The sequence below is a fragment of the Mesorhizobium subarcticum genome, from assembly GCF_055456085.1.
Genome location: NZ_CM144237.1, coordinates 1058205 through 1073336, shown reverse-complemented (window position 1 = coordinate 1073336; position 15132 = coordinate 1058205). Strand labels below are relative to the sequence as shown.

Genomic DNA, 15132 nt, shown 5'->3' with positions numbered 1-15132 from the left:
GACATTATGCTATTATAATCTATGATGCGCCAAAGCGAGCGACCAACAAGCTCGCCGCCGGCATCTGTCGCCCGGCACCAGATGGATTCAGGGAGGCCTCGGTGGCAATTTCAGCGGCGCGGGCGCGCGACGATTTCAAGGGCGCTCCAAACTTGCCCGACAGGCAGGTTTTGCTCGACCTGTTCGAGCGCATGGTGCTGTTGCGCCGCTTCGAAAGCATCGCCCAGATCGCCTGCCGCAAGGGCGAAACCCCCGGCTTCCTGCATCTCTACATCGGCGAGGAGGCGACAGGCGTCGGCGTCTGCGCGCATCTCAGACCGACCGATTGGGTCACCTCGACCCATCGCGGCCACGGCCACGCACTGGCCAAGGGCGCCAACCCCGGCCGCGTAATGGCCGAATTGTTCGGCAAGGCCGACGGCATTTGCGGCGGCCGCGGTGGCACCATGCATCTCTATGATCGCTCGGTCGGCCTGTTCGGCACCAACGGCATCGTCGCCGCCGGCATCGGCCATGCCGTCGGCATCGGCATGAGCGCGCGCCAGCAGGGGCGTGACGACATCGGCGTTGCCTTCTTCGGCGACGGCGCCGCCAACCATGGCGGCTTCCATGAGGCGCTCAACTTCGCCGCCGTGCAGCGTGCGCCTGCCGTCTTTATCTGCGAAAACAACCTCTACGCCACCGCGACGCCGCTCAAGTCGATCACGCTCAATCCCGAGATCGCCACCAAGGCCGCGTCCTATGGCATGCCTGGTGTGGCGGTGGACGGCAATGATGTCTTCGCCGTCTGGCTGGCCATGAAAGAGGCGACAGAGCGCGCCCGTTCCGGCAAGGGTCCAACGCTGATCGAGGCCAAGACCTATCGCACCGTCGGCCACCATGAGGGCGATCCGGTCATCGGCACCTACCGCACGCAGGAAGAACTCGACGCGTGGATCAAGCGCGATCCTATCGACATGTTCCGCAAGAAGCTGATCGAGGATTACGGCATTGCCGATGCTGAAGCTTTGGCGGCCATCGAGGCGCGGATCGAGAAGGTCGTCGAGGAAGCGCTGACCTTCGCCCGCAACTCGCCGGAACCAGATCCGGCCACTGTGCGCTTGCATGTCTTCGCCGACCCTATCAATCCGCCTGCAGCCCTGCAGCCGCGCGCCGTCGGCGAGACGCGCACACAAGGCTGGCTCGAAGCGGTCCGCGACGGCATCGCCGAGGAAATGCGCGCCAATCCGGCGCTCCTTTATTTCGGCGAGGGCACCGGCGAGCGTGGCGGCAGTTTTGCCCACACGAAAAACCTCTGGCAGGAGTTCGGCGCCGAGCGCATGGTCGACACGCCGATCTCCGAGCAGGGCTTTACCGCCGCCGCTGTCGGCGCCTCGGCCACTGGCGCACGCACCGTCTCGGACCTGATGTTCGCCGACTTCGCTTTCGAAACCGCCGGGCAGATCTTTCTGCAGGCGGCAAAGCTGCGCTACATGACCAGCGGCCGGATGAGCGCGCCGATGGTGGTGCGTGTCGGCGCTGGTGCGCTGCGCAGTTCCGGCCCGCATCACAGCGGCATCTATCATCCGGTCTTCGCCCATATGCCGGGCCTCATCGTTTGCGTCCCATCGACCCCAGCCGATGCCAAGGGGTTGATGAAGACCGCGCTCAGGGCCGGCGATCCCGTCATCATGCTAGAACCCAAGGCGCTGTTCGCCTCCAAGGGCGAGGTACCGGTTGGCGAACATTATGTGCCGTTCGGTGTGGCGCGCATTGCGCGCGCCGGCACCGACATCACCATCGTCGCCGCCGGCCAGATGGTGCAGCGCACGCTTGAAGCGGCCGAAGTCCTGACCGGCGAGGGCATCGAGGCCGAAATCATCGACCCGCGCACCATCATGCCGCTTGATATCAACACGATTGTCGCCAGCGTCCGGAAAACCCATCGCCTGCTCATCGTCGATGAAGCCTGGGCGATGTGCGGCCTTGGTGGCGAGATCGCCCAGGCCATCAATGAACTCGCCTTCGACGAACTCGACGCGCCGCCGGGAAGGCTGCATACCGCGCCGACCTCGCATCCCTTCGCCCCGGTGCTCGAGCGCGCCATGCTGGTCGACAGCGCCCGCATTGTCCAAGGCGCTCGCGATGTCATTGCCGGCAAGCCGCCGGTGCCGGATCACTGGTACACGGTCGGCCTGAAAAGCGCCGCGCCGGCTAATCCTGTTTCTGTGCCGGTCAAATCGCAGCCCACCGCGCCAGTCGTTGCCGCCCTTTCCAGCGACGATGAGCCGATAACGATGCCGTTCGGCGATCTCACCGTCAGCGAAGGCACCGTCATCAAATGGCTGAAAGCGGTTGGTGATCCGGTCAAGGAGGGCGAATTGATCGCCGAGATCGAGACCGACAAGGCCGTGGTCGAGATCGAGGCGCCCATCACCGGCACGCTTGTCGCGATCGATCAGCCGGTTGGCACCGTGGTGCCGATGGGCGGGCGGATCGGCGGCATCAAGAAGTAACCACCACCAGATTATGAAATCCAAAGGGCTGGCATGAAGATCCTGTGCGCCAACTGGCAAGCCGCCGACGAGGCAGAACTCGAGCGCGAGCATTATCCCGATATCGAGTTCATCCTCGCCAGATCGACCAATGACAAGGCGGCAGCACTTGATTCGGCGATTTGCGAAACGGTCGATGCCGTCATCAACTATTCGCCGACCCACAATGTCGCTGCCGCTCCGTCGGCCTTTTCAAAGGCGCGTATCGCCGTGCGTTCGGGTGTCGGCTTCGACAACATCGACACAGCGGGCTGGGGCGCGCGCAAGATTCCGGCCTGCAACGTGCCGGACTATGGCACGACCGAGGTCGCCGACCACGCCATTGGCCTGATGCTGGCGCTGACGCGTGGGACGTCGGCTTATGGGGCCGAGCTCTCCGGCCACGGCGCCGAAGGCTGGCATTTCTCCAAGGCGCCGCTGGTGCGTCGTCACAAGGGCGCCACCTTCGGCATTGTCGGCCTCGGCCGCATCGGGCTCGCCACCGCACGCCGTGCCGCCGCCTTCGACATGAAGGTGGTGTTTTACGACCCGCATCTTCTGTCCGGCGTCGACCTGTCGACCGGCTATGAGCGCGTTCATTCGCTTGACGAATTGATGGGGCGGTCGGACGTGGTCAGTGTCCACGCACCGCTGAGCGAGGAAACCCGCAATTTGCTTGGCGCCACTGCCTTCGCCGCCGCGAAGCCTGGCTTGGTGCTGATCAACACCGCGCGTGGCCCGATCGTCGATCTCGACGCGCTGGAGGTTGCCATGCGCAGCGGCACTGTCGCTGGCGCCGGACTGGATGTGCTGCCGAACGAACCCGGCGATCTCGATCATCCGCTGCTGGCGGCATGGCGCCGCCGCGAGCCGTGGATCGCCAATCGCCTGATCGTCACCCCGCACGCCGCCTTCTATAGCCCGGCGTCGATGCGCGACCTCCGGCTGAAATCGATCGAGGTCGTGCACGCCTACCTCGCCGAAGGCCGGCTCACCAACTGTGTCAATTCTGAGTATCTGAAATGAACATGGCGGTAGCCCAGACCCCGCGACTGGCGGTTTCGCCCTATGCCCGCCGGTTGGTGCGCGAACGCGCGCTGCCGCTTGAGACGCTTCGCGGCAGCGGCCCGGGTGGCCGTATCCTGGCGGCCGATGTGCTGGGTTTTGCTGCAATTGCAGTGCCTGTCAGTCAGCCGACTGTTGAAGCCACGGCTGAAGCGCCTTCTCTCGCCGTGCCCCGGATCGCAGCCTTTGCCGCATTGGTCGCGCTGAATGCATTGCGAGAGTTGCTGGCGGCACTGGAGAGTGCCGGGAAAGCCTTCGATATCGAGGATATGTTGCTGCGTGCGGCAGGTCGGGCATTCGCAGGAGCCTCCGAAATCGCCAGCGGTGCCGAAGCGTCCGTAGCGCTGGAATTGACCGGCCGGCAAGTTGTGTTCGCGACAAGTCCGGAGATGTCCCTGACATCGCTGCGCGCAATGCGCCTTGCGGCTTTGAGCGACAGCCGTGACGAAACGGAAAAGCCGGCGGCTCTGTCCCTGCGTCTGCTTACGGCTAGCGACATCCGGCCGGTGATGATGCCACTTCTGCCCGGCCGCGCCATGCGCCTGACCGTCTCACTCGACATGGCGGGTGATCATGTCGAATGCCTGCTCACGACTGATGCCGTAAACGTCGACGAGGCGATGGCTGTCAAATGGCTCGCTGCCCTGAAATCGACGATCGAGCATCCGCTTCGGCTGTTCGTCTGAGACGGTTGATAGCCGCCCGCCTTGCCTAGCCTCAGGCGAAGGAAGCTATTATAAAAGCTTCGACAAGAGGCGCGACGAGGCACATGGACCATCCCACCATCGACAGTCTTCCCAGGCGCACGCTCGGCCGCGCCAATGGCCCGCTCTATCGCCAGCTTGCCGATATATTGCGCGAACCGATCGGCAACGGCACTTTCCCGGTCGGTGGCGAACTGCCGAAGGAAGCGACCATAGCCGAGCATTTCGGCGTCAGCCTCATCACCGTGCGCCAGGCGCTGCGCGATCTCGAGGCCGACGGTCTGATCCGGAAACGCTCGGCCAAACCTGCCGTGGTCGCGGCGCGCAGCCCGTCGGTCAATCTGAGCTGGAAGTTCAAGAACTTCGCCGACATGGCGGCCTTCACCAAGGACGCTGAGCTGACGGTGAAATCCTACCGCAAGGAGGTTTCGCCCGTTCTCCAGCGCCATTTCGGCATGGGCAAGGACGAGGCCGGCTACTGCCTGCGCAGCGTGCTGGCGATCGGTGAACAACGGAAAGCGCAGATCACCACTTACTTTCCGCCAGACATCGGCGCCCGCCTGAAGCGAGAAGATTTTTCGGATGTGCTGATCTTCCGTTCGGTGCAAAAACATCTCGGCCTGCGGCTCGATGTGGCGCACGTCACGGTGCGTGCCGAAATCGCCGACGAGGCGGTTGCCGCCGACCTTGGCATCACGCTCGGCAGCCCGGTGCTGACCGTGGAGATGCTCTATCAGTCGGCGGACCAGCGCAGCATCGAGTTCTCCGTTGCCCGTCACCCCGCCGACATCTTCAGCATCACCTACGACGCGCCGAACGACCTGTCCTGAGACGCGCCCGCTCGGGTATTTTCTGATGCTGGTCGCATAGACAGACCTATAAAATTATAATAGCATGATAGCTAGGCTGAAGTGCCGGCCACGGGAGAAGTCGCCAGGGAGGAAATCCGGCGAGTTTGGCTCGCGGGCGCAGCCTCGGGGGAAGCCAGGTCAAATTGACATTCGCAATTGGTACCGGTATCAATTTGTCACCTTCATCCGATCAAGATGGCGCAGTCCGTCACCGGCTGGACAGGAAACACTGGGAGGAAGACCATGAAATTAAGGAGCTTGAGCGCCTGCTTCGTGGCGCTAGCCGGGTTCGCAGTCTCGATGAGCGCAACGCCCGGCCATACCGAAGACAAGAAGCCCTACGTCATCTATCTCTCGAACAATTTTGTCGGCAATGACTGGCGCCAGCAAATGGAGCGCGTTGCCAATGTGGCGGTCAACAAGGGGCCGCTGAAGGGCCGCGTCGACCTCAAGATTGAAAACGCCGAAGGCACCGTCCAGGCGCAGATCAATTCGTTGAACAACATCATCCGCCAGAAACCGGCAGCCATCCTCATCGATGCGTCGTCGGCTGAAGCGCTCAATCCAACCATCAAGAAGGCCTGCGACGCTGGCATCATCGTCGTCAGCTTCGACCAGACCGTGTCGGCCGAATGCGCCTACAAGATGCATTCCGATTTCGACATCATGGCCAACAACCAGGCCGAATGGATGGCCTCCATCCTCGGCGGCAAGGGCAAGGTGCTGATGGATCGCGGTCTGGCCGGGGCGCCGATCTCCGAACAGTTCGAGAAGAATTTCGGTGCCGTGCTGAAGAAATATCCCGGCATCGAGATCGTCGGCTATTTCAACGGCAATTATGCCGCTGGTCCCGAACAGGAGGGCGTCGCCAGCCTGCTTGCCGCCCATCCGGAAGTCGACGGCATCTTTTCGCAGGGCTACGGCACCGGCGCCATCAAGGCACTGCAGAATGCCGACCGGCCGATGGTGCCGATCGTCGCCGCCGCCTTCAACGGCACCGGCGTCACCTGCGCGCAGACCAAGGGCGCCAAATGCTGGCTGGGCGCCAATCCACCGTCGCTGTCCGCGGAAGCGATCAAGCTCGCGGTCGACATACTCGACACCGGCAAGAAGCCCGCCGACACCACCGTGCTGTTCAACTCACCCGGCCTGACCACGGATATGGTCGATGCCAAATACGCCCCGAATTCCTCGGCGGTGAAGATCGAACTCGGCAAGACGGTATTCCCGGACCTGGCACCGGGGCTTTCCTTGCCGGTGTCGCCGAGCTGGGTGGAGATTACGCCCAAGGAGGCTTCGGGAACCTGACGCGTGCAACGCGCCGTATTTGGCGCCACTGTTTCGAAACAAAAACGGGAGGAGAAAATCATGAAATCATTGAGCCGTAACATCGGCCTTGCAGCACTTGCCGCGACGATGATGGCGACTGGAATCCAGGCCGGCCATGCCGAGGCCAAGAAGTCCTACACCATCTATCTCTCCAACAATTTCGTCGGCAATGACTGGCGCCAGCAGATGGAGCGTGTCGCCACGGTATCGGTCAACAAGGGTCCGCTGAAGGGCCGCGTCGACCTCAAGATCGAGAATGTCGAGAACACCGTCCAGGCGCAGATCAACTCGTTGAACAACATCATCCGGCAGAAGCCGGATGCCATCCTCGTCGATGCCGGTTCGGATTCGGCCTTGAACCCGACCATCAAGAAGGCCTGCGACGCCGGTATCGTCGTCATCTCCTTCGACCAGGTGGTGACCGAGCCCTGCGCTTTTGCCGTCGCTTCCGACTGGGACCGTATCCCTTCGGTCATGGCCGAGTGGATGGCCACGCAGCTGGGCGGCAAGGGCAACATCATCCTCGACCGCGGCCTTGCCGGCGCACCGATCTCGGCGCAGCTGCAAGGAGGCTATGAAAAGGTGCTGGCCAAGTATCCCGACATCAAGGTCGTCGGTTACTACAATGGCAATTACGCGCTCGGTCCGGAGCAGTCGGGTGTCGCGGCGCTGCTTGCCGCCAATCCGAAGATCGACGGTATCATGACGCAGGGCTACGGCTCCGGCGCCATCCAGGCGTTGAAGGATGCCGGCCGGCCGATCGTCCCGGTCGTCGGCTTCTCCTACAATGTCGCGGCCGTTACTTGCGCGCAGACGCAAGGCGCCAAGTGCATCCTCGGCTCCAACCCGGCCTACCTCTCGTCGGAAGCGATCAAGCTGGCGGTCGATATCCTCGACACCGGCAAGAAGCCGGCCGAGCGTTCCGTCTCGGTCAAGGGTGACTTCGTCACCACCGATCCCTTCGAGTCCAAGCTTTATCCGGGCACCAAGATGATCAAGATCGCGGTCGGCGAAAATGCTTTCCCCGACCAGGCTCCCGGCCTGACGCTGCCGATCACGCCCGATTGGGTCGAGATCACCGCTGCGGAAGCCGCCGGGGCGAAGTAACATCATGTGACCACGACCCTGTCTCCCGGCATCGCAAGATGTCGGGAGAGCTTTTCGAAGGCGCATTCATGGACCTCGTCACCGTCAAAGGCCTGTCCAAACGCTATGGCGGCATCGTTGCGCTGAGCGAGGCGACATTCAGTGCCCGCGCCGGCGAGGTGCACGCACTGCTCGGCGAGAATGGCGCGGGCAAGAGCACCTTCATCCAGATCCTGTCGGGGGCGGTGCAGCACGACAGTGGCTCGATCCTGGTCGATGGCCAGGACTATCGCCCGGCCAATCCGGATGCGGCCCAGGCGTTGGGTATCGCCGCGGTCTTCCAGGAACTGTCGCTGATCCCCGACCTCAGCGTCGAGCAGAACATCTGGTTTCGCCACGAACCGCGAACCTTGCTGCGCACCGTCAACCGCAGCGAGATGCGCCGCAAGACACTGGCACTGCTGGAAAAATATGATTTCCCGACGCTGCGCCCCGAACAGGAACTGCGGCGGCTGACCCTAGCTGAACGCCAGATTGTCGAGATCGCCAAGGGCCTCGCCAAGGATCCGCGCATCCTGATCCTTGACGAGGCGACCTCGGCGCTGCCGGCGCGGGAAGCCGAGTGGCTGTTGAAGCTCACCCGCCAACTGGCGGCCGAAGGCAGGCTGGTCATCTTCATCTCGCACCGCATGGCCGAGGTGCGCGCCATCGCCGACCGGCTGACCATCTTCCGCAATGGCAGCACTGTTGCCGCGCATGAGGCCAATGCCGTGTCTGACAACGAGATCGTCACCCAGATGATCGGCCGGCATCTCGACCGGCTCTATCCCGAGCGCGTCGCCACCGCGACCGATCGCATCGCGCTGAGCGTCAAGAATTTCTCCAGCGGCAGCCGGCTTTCCCAGGTGGATTTCGCGCTGCGCGAGGGCGAGGTGCTCGGCGTCGGCGGCCTTCAAGGCCACGGCCAGCGCGAACTGTTCCAGGCGCTGTTTGGCGCCACCAGGGCCAGTGGCAGCATTGAACTCTGGGGCAAGCCGGTTTCAATCAACAATCCGCGCCAGGCGCTGACCGGCAAGGACGGCATCGCGCTGGTGCCCGAGGATCGGCGCGGGCAGGGGCTGCTGCTGACCAAGAGCGTGCGTGAGAACCTCACTTTGTCGGTCATCAAGCGCTTTACCGAAAACGGCTTGCTGAGCCGGCAAAAAGAGGCGGCGCTGGTCAAGGAGATGGTCGATTTCCTGCGCATCAAAGCCGGTACTTCGGAACAGCTTGCCGGCACGCTGTCGGGCGGCAACCAGCAGAAGGTGATCTTCGGCAAAATGCTGCTCACGCAGGCACGCGTCCTGCTGCTCTATGATCCGACGCGCGGCGTCGATGTCGGCACCAAGGGCGAGATTTTTCTGCTGATGCGCGACCTCGCGGCCAAGGGCTACGCGATCCTGTTCCATTCCAGCGACATGCCGGAACTCGTCCATGTCGCCGACCGCGTGCTGGTCATGCGCAACGGCCGCATTGCCGCAACGCTGGAAGGAGATCACATTTCGGAGGAGGAAATCCTGCGCGCGGCCATGCTTGAAACCAGGGCGGCCTGAGGCATGGTGATGTCCGCGGAGCACCTTATGGAGATGGCGCAAAGGCCAGTTGAAACGAAGCCCACCAAGCCGGCCATCGACTGGCGCGGCCGCGTGCTCGACCGCGCGCCGTTCCTGGTCGCCTGCCTGATGCTGGCATTGATCGTTGGCATCTACGGCAGCCTGCAATCCGGCGTCTTCACGCTCGACGAGCTCAATCTCGATACGGCGGCTGCGATGACGCTGATGCTGGCGGCAACCGGTCAGACGATCGTGCTGCTGCGCGGCGGCATCGATTTGTCGATCGGCGGCATGATCAGCCTCGGCACGGTGATCGCGGCGACACGTTTCACCGACGATCCGTCGACCACGGCACTATGGATGTTGATCATCCTGGCGCTGGGCTTCCTGATCGGCGCACTCAACGGCCTGCTGATCTCGCTGCTCAAACTACAGCCCTTCCTGGTCACGCTCGCCACATGGTCGATCCTCAACGGCGTCGCCATGATCATCCTACCGACCGATGGCGGCAGCATTCCCGGCTGGTGGGTTGGCTTTGCCTCCGCGAAGCTCTTTGGCCTGACCAGCCCGGTCTGGATGCTGCTGGCGTTGCTGCTGTTCTGGTGGTGGTTCCGTGCCACCGGCGTTGGCCTCACCATCCAGGCAACCGGATCCAACGAGAAATCGGCCTTCCTGTCCGGTGTCTCGATCACAAGGGTCAACCTCGTCACCTACGGCCTGTCCGGCCTGTTTGCCGCCGGCGCCGCGTTGTTTCTGGTGACGCAGACCGGTGCCGGTTCGCCGACCATCGGCAAGGACTATATCTTGCCTTCAGTGGCGGCGGCGGTCATCGGCGGCGTCAGCCTGTTCGGCGGGCGGGGCCATCTCGCCGGCACGCTGATCGGCGCCTTCGTGCTGACCCTGATCGGCAACCTCGTCTTCGTCCTGCATGTGTCGAGCTACTGGCAGCCGGTCGCTTCCGGCGTCATCCTGCTGCTTTCGGTGCTCGCCAGTTCCGTTGCCGAGAAAGCCGCAAGGAACCGCGTCCAATGAGCGCCTTCCTCGCCCGCAACCGGCTCATCGTGCTTGCCTATGCCGGCATGGTCGTGCTGCTTCTGGTCACGGCGCTGTTCTCGCCCGGCTTCCTCTCGGTCTCCAACATGCGCTCGACCGTCGTGCTGGCCGCCTTCGTCGGCATCGTTGCGCTCGGCCAGACCTTCGTCATCATCGGCGCCGGCATCGACCTGTCGGTGCCTTGGGTGCTGAATTCGGCGGCCATCATCATGGCGCTGCTGTGCGGCGGCCAGGACCTGCCGCTGGCCTGGGTCATGCCGCTGCTGCTCGCCGGTGGTGCCTTCATAGGTCTGATCAACGGCGTCGGCGTCGCCCAGTTCGGTGTGCCGCCAATCATCATGACGCTGGCCACCAACGTCATCCTGCAAGGCCTGATCCTGGTGCTGACGGGCGGCTCGCCGACGCCTTCGGCACCGTCCCTGATCCAGTTTCTGTCGGTTGGTCGCATCGGCGGTTTTCCAGTGATTGCGCTGATCTGGCTTGCGCTGACGCTGGTGGCGACGATGCTGCTCTCCAAGGCGGCGTTCGGCCGCCATCTCTATGCGCTCGGCACCAGCGCCACCGTGGCCGAATTCTCCGGCGTGCCGACCGCGCGCACCACCATCCTGACCTATGTCATTTCGGGCCTGACCGCCGCCTTCGCCGGCATGCTTTTGACCGGCTATTCCGGCCAGGCCTATCTCGGCATGGGCGACGCCTATCTGTTCACCTCGATCGCCGCGGTCGCCATCGGTGGCGCCTCGATCCTCGGCGGTAGCGGCCATTATCTCGGCACCGTCGCCGGCGCCATGGTGCTGACCATCCTCACCGGTCTTTTGCCGGCGCTGAACCTGTCGAGCGGCGCGCTGCTCATCGTCTATGGCGCTGTGATCCTGCTCACCGTGTCGATCGGCAGCGAAACCTTTGCCGGGCTTGGCGGCAGGCTGCGCAGAAAAGAGAGCTGACCATGGTCGAAATCACTTGTGTCGTCGATGCCAGGGCCGAACTCGGCGAAGGCACGTTATGGGACCCGCAAGCCGGTGTGCTCTGGTGGATCGATATCTGGAAGAAGCTGATCCACCGCTACGATCCCGCCACCGGCAAGGATGAGGTCTTCGCCACGCCGGAATATCTCGGTTGCCTCGGCCTGCGCGAAAAGGGCGGCCTGGTGCTGACCATGACCAACGGCTTCCATTTCTTCGACCCTGCGACCGGTAAATTCGAGGCGATCGTCGATCCGGAATCCCATATGCCCGAAACCCGCTTCAATGACGGCAAGCCGGACCGCCAGGGCCGCTTCTGGTCGGGCTCGATGTTCGAGGTGCCGGGCGAGCCGATCGAATTCGTCGGCGCGCTCTATAGGCTCGATCCCGATCTCTCGGTGCACAAGATGATCGGCGGCATCGGCTGCTCCAACGGTTTGGCCTGGAGCCCGGATTCGAAAACTATGTATTTCTCCGACAGTCATGCCGGCGCGGTGTGGGCCTATGATTTCGACCCCGCCAGCGGCGACATCGAGAACCGCCGCACCTTCATCGACATGACGCTGACCGGCGGCGTCGCCGATGGCGCCACGGTGGACGCCGAGGGCTGCTACTGGGTGACCATCCCGGTGACCAGCAAGGTCTGCCGTTACGATCCCGATGGCCGGCTGATGCAGACCGTGCTGCTGCCGACCGACCTGCCGACCTGCTGCGAATTCGGCGGCAAGGACCTCGACATTCTCTACGTCACGTCTGCCGTGCTCAAGCGCCCCAATAGCCACTTCATCGGCCAGAAGAATCCGGGCGGATTGTTCGCGCTCGATGTCGGCGTCAAGGGCCTGACCTTGCCGGCGTTCAAGGGCTGACGGGCTCGCTCAAGCATCGTTTCGTTGCCGAAACGATTCCCGAGCAGCGAGCATATGGGTCGTCTTTACCGATTGGAGGCGCGCGCTGCACGGCGAACGCTTTGCAGCAGGATGGCGAGGCAGCCGACCAGCAGCAGCGCCCCGCCGATGAGCGGCGGCAGTGCAAGCAGCTTCACCGCCGCCGCGATGGCGGCCACCAGCACCAGCGCGAGCACCGCCAGATTGCCGTCATCGACGAACATGCCGAAGAATTCCCTGGCAACAAGACGAATGGCGTTCATCGGGCGAGCCCTCCAGCTGATAAGGGATAGGTGCTGCGCAGCCAGCGCACCATGGCAAAGGACGCCAGCGCCACGATGGCGAAGATGGCGAGCAGAGCGAGATCGGCGCCCGGCCAGTCGGCACCGATGCCCTCGCCGGTCCAGAAGATGCCGAAGCTGGTCAGCATCAGCCCGACCACGAATTTCAGCGAATTCTCCGGCACGCGCGCCAGCGGCCGGTGGACGGCCAGGCCGACAAGCATCACCAGGATGAACGCCGCCAGCGCGCCGAGGCCGGCGTACAGCGTCTGGCCGTGCGCGGCGCCGACGGCAATGACGATGAACACCACCTCGACACCCTCGAGCAGCACCGCCTTGAACGACGCAAGTCCGGCGAGATAGTCGGCGCGGCGGTCATTGGCCTGCTGGTGCAGGGCCGCCGTTTCCTTGGAGAAGGCCGCCTCCTCGTCATGCAGCGCGATGACACCGACGCTGCGCAGGATGGCCTTTCGCAGCCAGCGCATGCCGAACAGTATCAGCAGCACCCCGACGACGAATTGCAGCGTGGTGATGGGTACCAGCGCCAGCAGCGGACCGAACGCCAACACCAGGGCCGCCAATACCGCCAGCGCCAAGGCGGCACCGGTCAGTGCCGGGCGCCAGCCGCGCGTCACGCCGACCGCAAGCACGATGGTGAAGGCCTCGACGACCTCGACGAAGGAGGCGAGAAATGCCGCCGTGACCGTTGAGAGGATGGGCGTCAGCGTCTGCATTAAGGTTTCCTGTCTCGTTTGCCCCGGACCTTCTGGGCGGGTGCCCGGGAAGCATGGCCCGGAATCAAATGCCTAGAGCAATTCCAGGAAAAGTGTGTGCGGTTTTCCGTCCGGAATTGCGTCAAAACAAAGAGTTAGAGCAGTTCGCCGTTTCCGTGAAACGGTGAAATGATCTAGTCAGCACCACATAGCGCTCCGGGGGCATCGGGAAAGCAAGCGAAGCGCCAACAAGCGGCGCTTCGGGCCAGTCGAGCAGCACGCTACGCAGCCGAGGATGCACGTCTAAATCAGATCAGGCCCGACATGTCGGAGAAGGCCATTGCCTTGCGCAGCAGCTCGGCGAAGCGCTCGCCGGCCACTTCGCGCGGGCCGCTGTTGTCGATCGAGGTCACGCCAACGCCGGTCAGGGTCACATTGGCGCTGCGCGCCAATCGCGCCAGCACTTCGCCGCGCGACTCGCGACCGCGCATCGCCAGTCGCTCGGCCAGCACATCAGGCGAGGCGGTGATTTCGACGATGGCCAGATTGGCATAGCGCTCGCGCAGCACCGGAATAATCGCGCGCGATACATTCGCGACCGCGACATGGCCATTGGTGACGGACCAGTCGACATCGGCCGGCAGGCCATAGCGCAAGCCATGCGCTTCCCACGAAATGGCGAAGGCGCCGTCGGCCTCGGCTTCGACGAAGGCGGCGTCGGCCAGCGTGTCGTGGTCCTCGCTCGCCGCATCGCTCGGCCTGGTGATGACGCGACGGACGAACTCCAGCCGGGTCTCATCAGCGAAAAGCGCGCGGGCATAGCCGATCACCGTGTCCTTGCCGGCGCCACTGGGGCCGACAACGGCGACAAAGACTCCGTTTCGGATCGGAAACTCTTCCGCCGACAACTCACGCTCGATCGATGCCGACACCATCATGCGACCCGGCGTCCCTGCCGCCAGACAGTGCGCACGACAGGAACATGGTCGTCGACGCGCACGCGCACCAGATCGGCGCGTCGGCCCTGTTCGATCATGCCGCGGTCGTTGAGGCCAACGGCTTCGGCCGGGTTCTTCGACACCATCGCGACCGCCTGCGGCAGCGAAATGCCTTCGACCACATCGCCGAGGAAGAAAGCGGACTGGATCAGGCTGAAGGGAATGTAGTCCGACGACAAGATATCGAGCAGCCCGTCGCTGGCCAGCGTGCGGGCCGAGACGTTGCCCGAATGCGAGGAGCCGCGCATGACGTTGGGCGCGCCCATCAGCACGCCAAGCCCGGCCTCTTTCGAGGCCCGGGCAGCCTCTTGCGTGGTCGGGAATTCGGCAACGCGCACGCCCTGTTCGATCGCCTCGCCGACATGGCCAATTGTTGCGTCGTCATGGCTGGCCAGCACGATGCCGCGCTCATGGCAGGCGGCGGCGATCACCGCTCGGTTCGGTGCCGAATTGCGTGCCGATTCGCTCATCCGCTTCTCGCAGAACAGCTTGAAGTCACGGTCGGTCAGCTTCAGCTTGCGCTGGTAGTAATAGGCATAGGTTTCGAGATTGACGAACTGGCGCTGTCCCGGTGCATGGTCCATCAGCGATGCCAGCTTGACCCGTTCGTCCTCGTCGAAATTGGCGAAGGCCTGCAGGCAGTCCGGTGCCGAGACCTCGCAACGCAGATGCAGGAAGTGATCGGCCCGCAGGCGATCCTGCTGCACGCTGTCCTCGATCGCGTCGGCGAGCTTGCGGATATCGTCCGATGTCAGGTCGGCGTCCTCATCCATGCCGACGCGCAAGGCGTCGAGCACAGTGGTGATGCCGGCGGTCGCCACTTGCGCGTCATGGGCAAGCACGGCGGCGATCGGGTTCCAGCGCACCTTCGGCCGTGGCGCATAATGGCCCTCCAGATGGTCGGTGTGCAGCTCGACCAGCCCGGGAATGATATAGTCGCCGCCCATGTCCTCGCCAATCCGGCCAGAACCTGCATCGATACCGGCGATAAAGCCGTCACGCAGCACCAGCGACCCCTCGACGATCTCGTCGGCAAGCACGATGCGGGCGTTGGAAAGAACGGTCTCGGCGGTCATTTCAGGCAGTCCTTGATCATTTGGC

14 protein-coding genes are annotated in these 15132 nt (G+C 63.6%); 10 read left to right on the top strand and 4 right to left on the bottom strand.

Features of this window, described 5'->3' with window-relative positions; genetic code table 11:
- The first annotated feature begins 101 nt into the window (after positions 1-101).
- The 10 genes from ACZYHG_RS04950 to ACZYHG_RS04905 all read left to right on the top strand — a co-directional run bounded on the left by ACZYHG_RS04950 (position 102) and on the right by ACZYHG_RS04905 (position 12021).
- A complete protein-coding gene (locus ACZYHG_RS04950) occupies positions 102-2495 on the top strand; it encodes a thiamine pyrophosphate-dependent enzyme (protein ID WP_464612800.1) in 2394 nt (797 codons plus the stop codon).
- 33 nt (positions 2496-2528) lie between these two features.
- Positions 2529-3539: a C-terminal binding protein gene (locus ACZYHG_RS04945; RefSeq protein WP_464612799.1), complete on the top strand. Its 1011-nt coding sequence runs from the start codon at positions 2529-2531 to the stop codon at positions 3537-3539.
- Positions 3536-4264 carry an E3 binding domain-containing protein gene (locus ACZYHG_RS04940; protein WP_464612798.1) on the top strand — a complete coding sequence of 243 codons (729 nt, stop codon included), beginning with the start codon at positions 3536-3538 and terminating at the stop codon, positions 4262-4264. The genes ACZYHG_RS04945 and ACZYHG_RS04940 overlap by 4 nt, the downstream gene beginning before the upstream one ends.
- Before the next feature lie 83 nt (positions 4265-4347).
- Positions 4348-5112, top strand: coding sequence for a GntR family transcriptional regulator (locus tag ACZYHG_RS04935; RefSeq protein ID WP_464612797.1), 765 nt, complete (start codon positions 4348-4350; stop codon positions 5110-5112).
- A 264-nt stretch (positions 5113-5376) separates the two neighbouring features.
- A complete protein-coding gene (locus tag ACZYHG_RS04930; protein WP_464612796.1) occupies positions 5377-6441 on the top strand; it encodes a substrate-binding domain-containing protein in 1065 nt (354 codons plus the stop codon).
- 60 nt (positions 6442-6501) lie between these two features.
- A complete protein-coding gene (locus ACZYHG_RS04925; RefSeq protein WP_464612795.1) occupies positions 6502-7569 on the top strand; it encodes a substrate-binding domain-containing protein in 1068 nt (355 codons plus the stop codon).
- A 38-nt stretch (positions 7570-7607) separates the two neighbouring features.
- Positions 7608-9140 (top strand): sugar ABC transporter ATP-binding protein, encoded by a 1533-nt coding sequence (locus tag ACZYHG_RS04920; RefSeq protein WP_464612794.1) that lies wholly within the window; start codon positions 7608-7610, stop codon positions 9138-9140.
- Between the two features lie 3 nt (positions 9141-9143).
- Positions 9144-10172: an ABC transporter permease gene (locus ACZYHG_RS04915; protein WP_464612793.1), complete on the top strand. Its 1029-nt coding sequence runs from the start codon at positions 9144-9146 to the stop codon at positions 10170-10172.
- A complete protein-coding gene (locus tag ACZYHG_RS04910; protein ID WP_464612792.1) occupies positions 10169-11137 on the top strand; it encodes an ABC transporter permease in 969 nt (322 codons plus the stop codon). Before ACZYHG_RS04915 ends, ACZYHG_RS04910 begins: the two co-directional genes overlap by 4 nt.
- A 2-nt stretch (positions 11138-11139) precedes the next feature.
- Positions 11140-12021 (top strand): SMP-30/gluconolactonase/LRE family protein, encoded by an 882-nt coding sequence (locus tag ACZYHG_RS04905; RefSeq protein ID WP_464612791.1) that lies wholly within the window; start codon positions 11140-11142, stop codon positions 12019-12021.
- A gap of 65 nt (positions 12022-12086) precedes the next feature.
- On the opposite strand, the gene ACZYHG_RS04900 is transcribed toward ACZYHG_RS04905, so the two are convergent.
- From ACZYHG_RS04900 to ACZYHG_RS04885, 4 genes are all read right to left on the bottom strand, one after another.
- Positions 12087-12302, bottom strand: a complete 216-nt coding sequence (locus tag ACZYHG_RS04900) for a hypothetical protein (RefSeq protein WP_464612790.1) — start codon at positions 12300-12302, stop codon at positions 12087-12089.
- Positions 12299-13054, bottom strand: a complete 756-nt coding sequence (locus tag ACZYHG_RS04895; protein ID WP_464612789.1) for a COG4280 domain-containing protein — start codon at positions 13052-13054, stop codon at positions 12299-12301. Before ACZYHG_RS04895 ends, ACZYHG_RS04900 begins: the two co-directional genes overlap by 4 nt.
- Before the next feature lie 287 nt (positions 13055-13341).
- Positions 13342-13971 (bottom strand): phosphonate metabolism protein/1,5-bisphosphokinase (PRPP-forming) PhnN, encoded by a 630-nt coding sequence (phnN, locus tag ACZYHG_RS04890; protein WP_464612788.1) that lies wholly within the window; start codon positions 13969-13971, stop codon positions 13342-13344.
- Positions 13968-15107: an alpha-D-ribose 1-methylphosphonate 5-triphosphate diphosphatase gene (locus ACZYHG_RS04885; protein ID WP_464612787.1), complete on the bottom strand. Its 1140-nt coding sequence runs from the start codon at positions 15105-15107 to the stop codon at positions 13968-13970. Before ACZYHG_RS04885 ends, phnN begins: the two co-directional genes overlap by 4 nt.
- Positions 15108-15132: the final 25 nt, after the last annotated feature.

What these genes read in the sequence shown, in the direction of transcription:
- ACZYHG_RS04945 (WP_464612799.1), top strand. Translation starts at nt 2,529, where the DNA reads ATGAAGATCCTGTGCGCCAACTGGCAAGCCGCCGACGAGGCAGAACTC.
- ACZYHG_RS04940 (WP_464612798.1), top strand. Translation starts at nt 3,536, where the DNA reads ATGAACATGGCGGTAGCCCAGACCCCGCGACTGGCGGTTTCGCCCTAT.
- ACZYHG_RS04935 (WP_464612797.1), top strand. Translation starts at nt 4,348, where the DNA reads ATGGACCATCCCACCATCGACAGTCTTCCCAGGCGCACGCTCGGCCGC.
- ACZYHG_RS04930 (WP_464612796.1), top strand. Translation starts at nt 5,377, where the DNA reads ATGAAATTAAGGAGCTTGAGCGCCTGCTTCGTGGCGCTAGCCGGGTTC.
- ACZYHG_RS04925 (WP_464612795.1), top strand. Translation starts at nt 6,502, where the DNA reads ATGAAATCATTGAGCCGTAACATCGGCCTTGCAGCACTTGCCGCGACG.
- ACZYHG_RS04920 (WP_464612794.1), top strand. Translation starts at nt 7,608, where the DNA reads ATGTCGGGAGAGCTTTTCGAAGGCGCATTCATGGACCTCGTCACCGTC.
- ACZYHG_RS04915 (WP_464612793.1), top strand. Translation starts at nt 9,144, where the DNA reads ATGGTGATGTCCGCGGAGCACCTTATGGAGATGGCGCAAAGGCCAGTT.
- ACZYHG_RS04910 (WP_464612792.1), top strand. Translation starts at nt 10,169, where the DNA reads ATGAGCGCCTTCCTCGCCCGCAACCGGCTCATCGTGCTTGCCTATGCC.
- ACZYHG_RS04905 (WP_464612791.1), top strand. Translation starts at nt 11,140, where the DNA reads ATGGTCGAAATCACTTGTGTCGTCGATGCCAGGGCCGAACTCGGCGAA.
- ACZYHG_RS04900 (WP_464612790.1), bottom strand. Translation starts at nt 12,302, where the DNA reads ATGAACGCCATTCGTCTTGTTGCCAGGGAATTCTTCGGCATGTTCGTC.
- ACZYHG_RS04895 (WP_464612789.1), bottom strand. Translation starts at nt 13,054, where the DNA reads ATGCAGACGCTGACGCCCATCCTCTCAACGGTCACGGCGGCATTTCTC.
- phnN (WP_464612788.1), bottom strand. Translation starts at nt 13,971, where the DNA reads ATGATGGTGTCGGCATCGATCGAGCGTGAGTTGTCGGCGGAAGAGTTT.
- ACZYHG_RS04885 (WP_464612787.1), bottom strand. Translation starts at nt 15,107, where the DNA reads ATGACCGCCGAGACCGTTCTTTCCAACGCCCGCATCGTGCTTGCCGAC.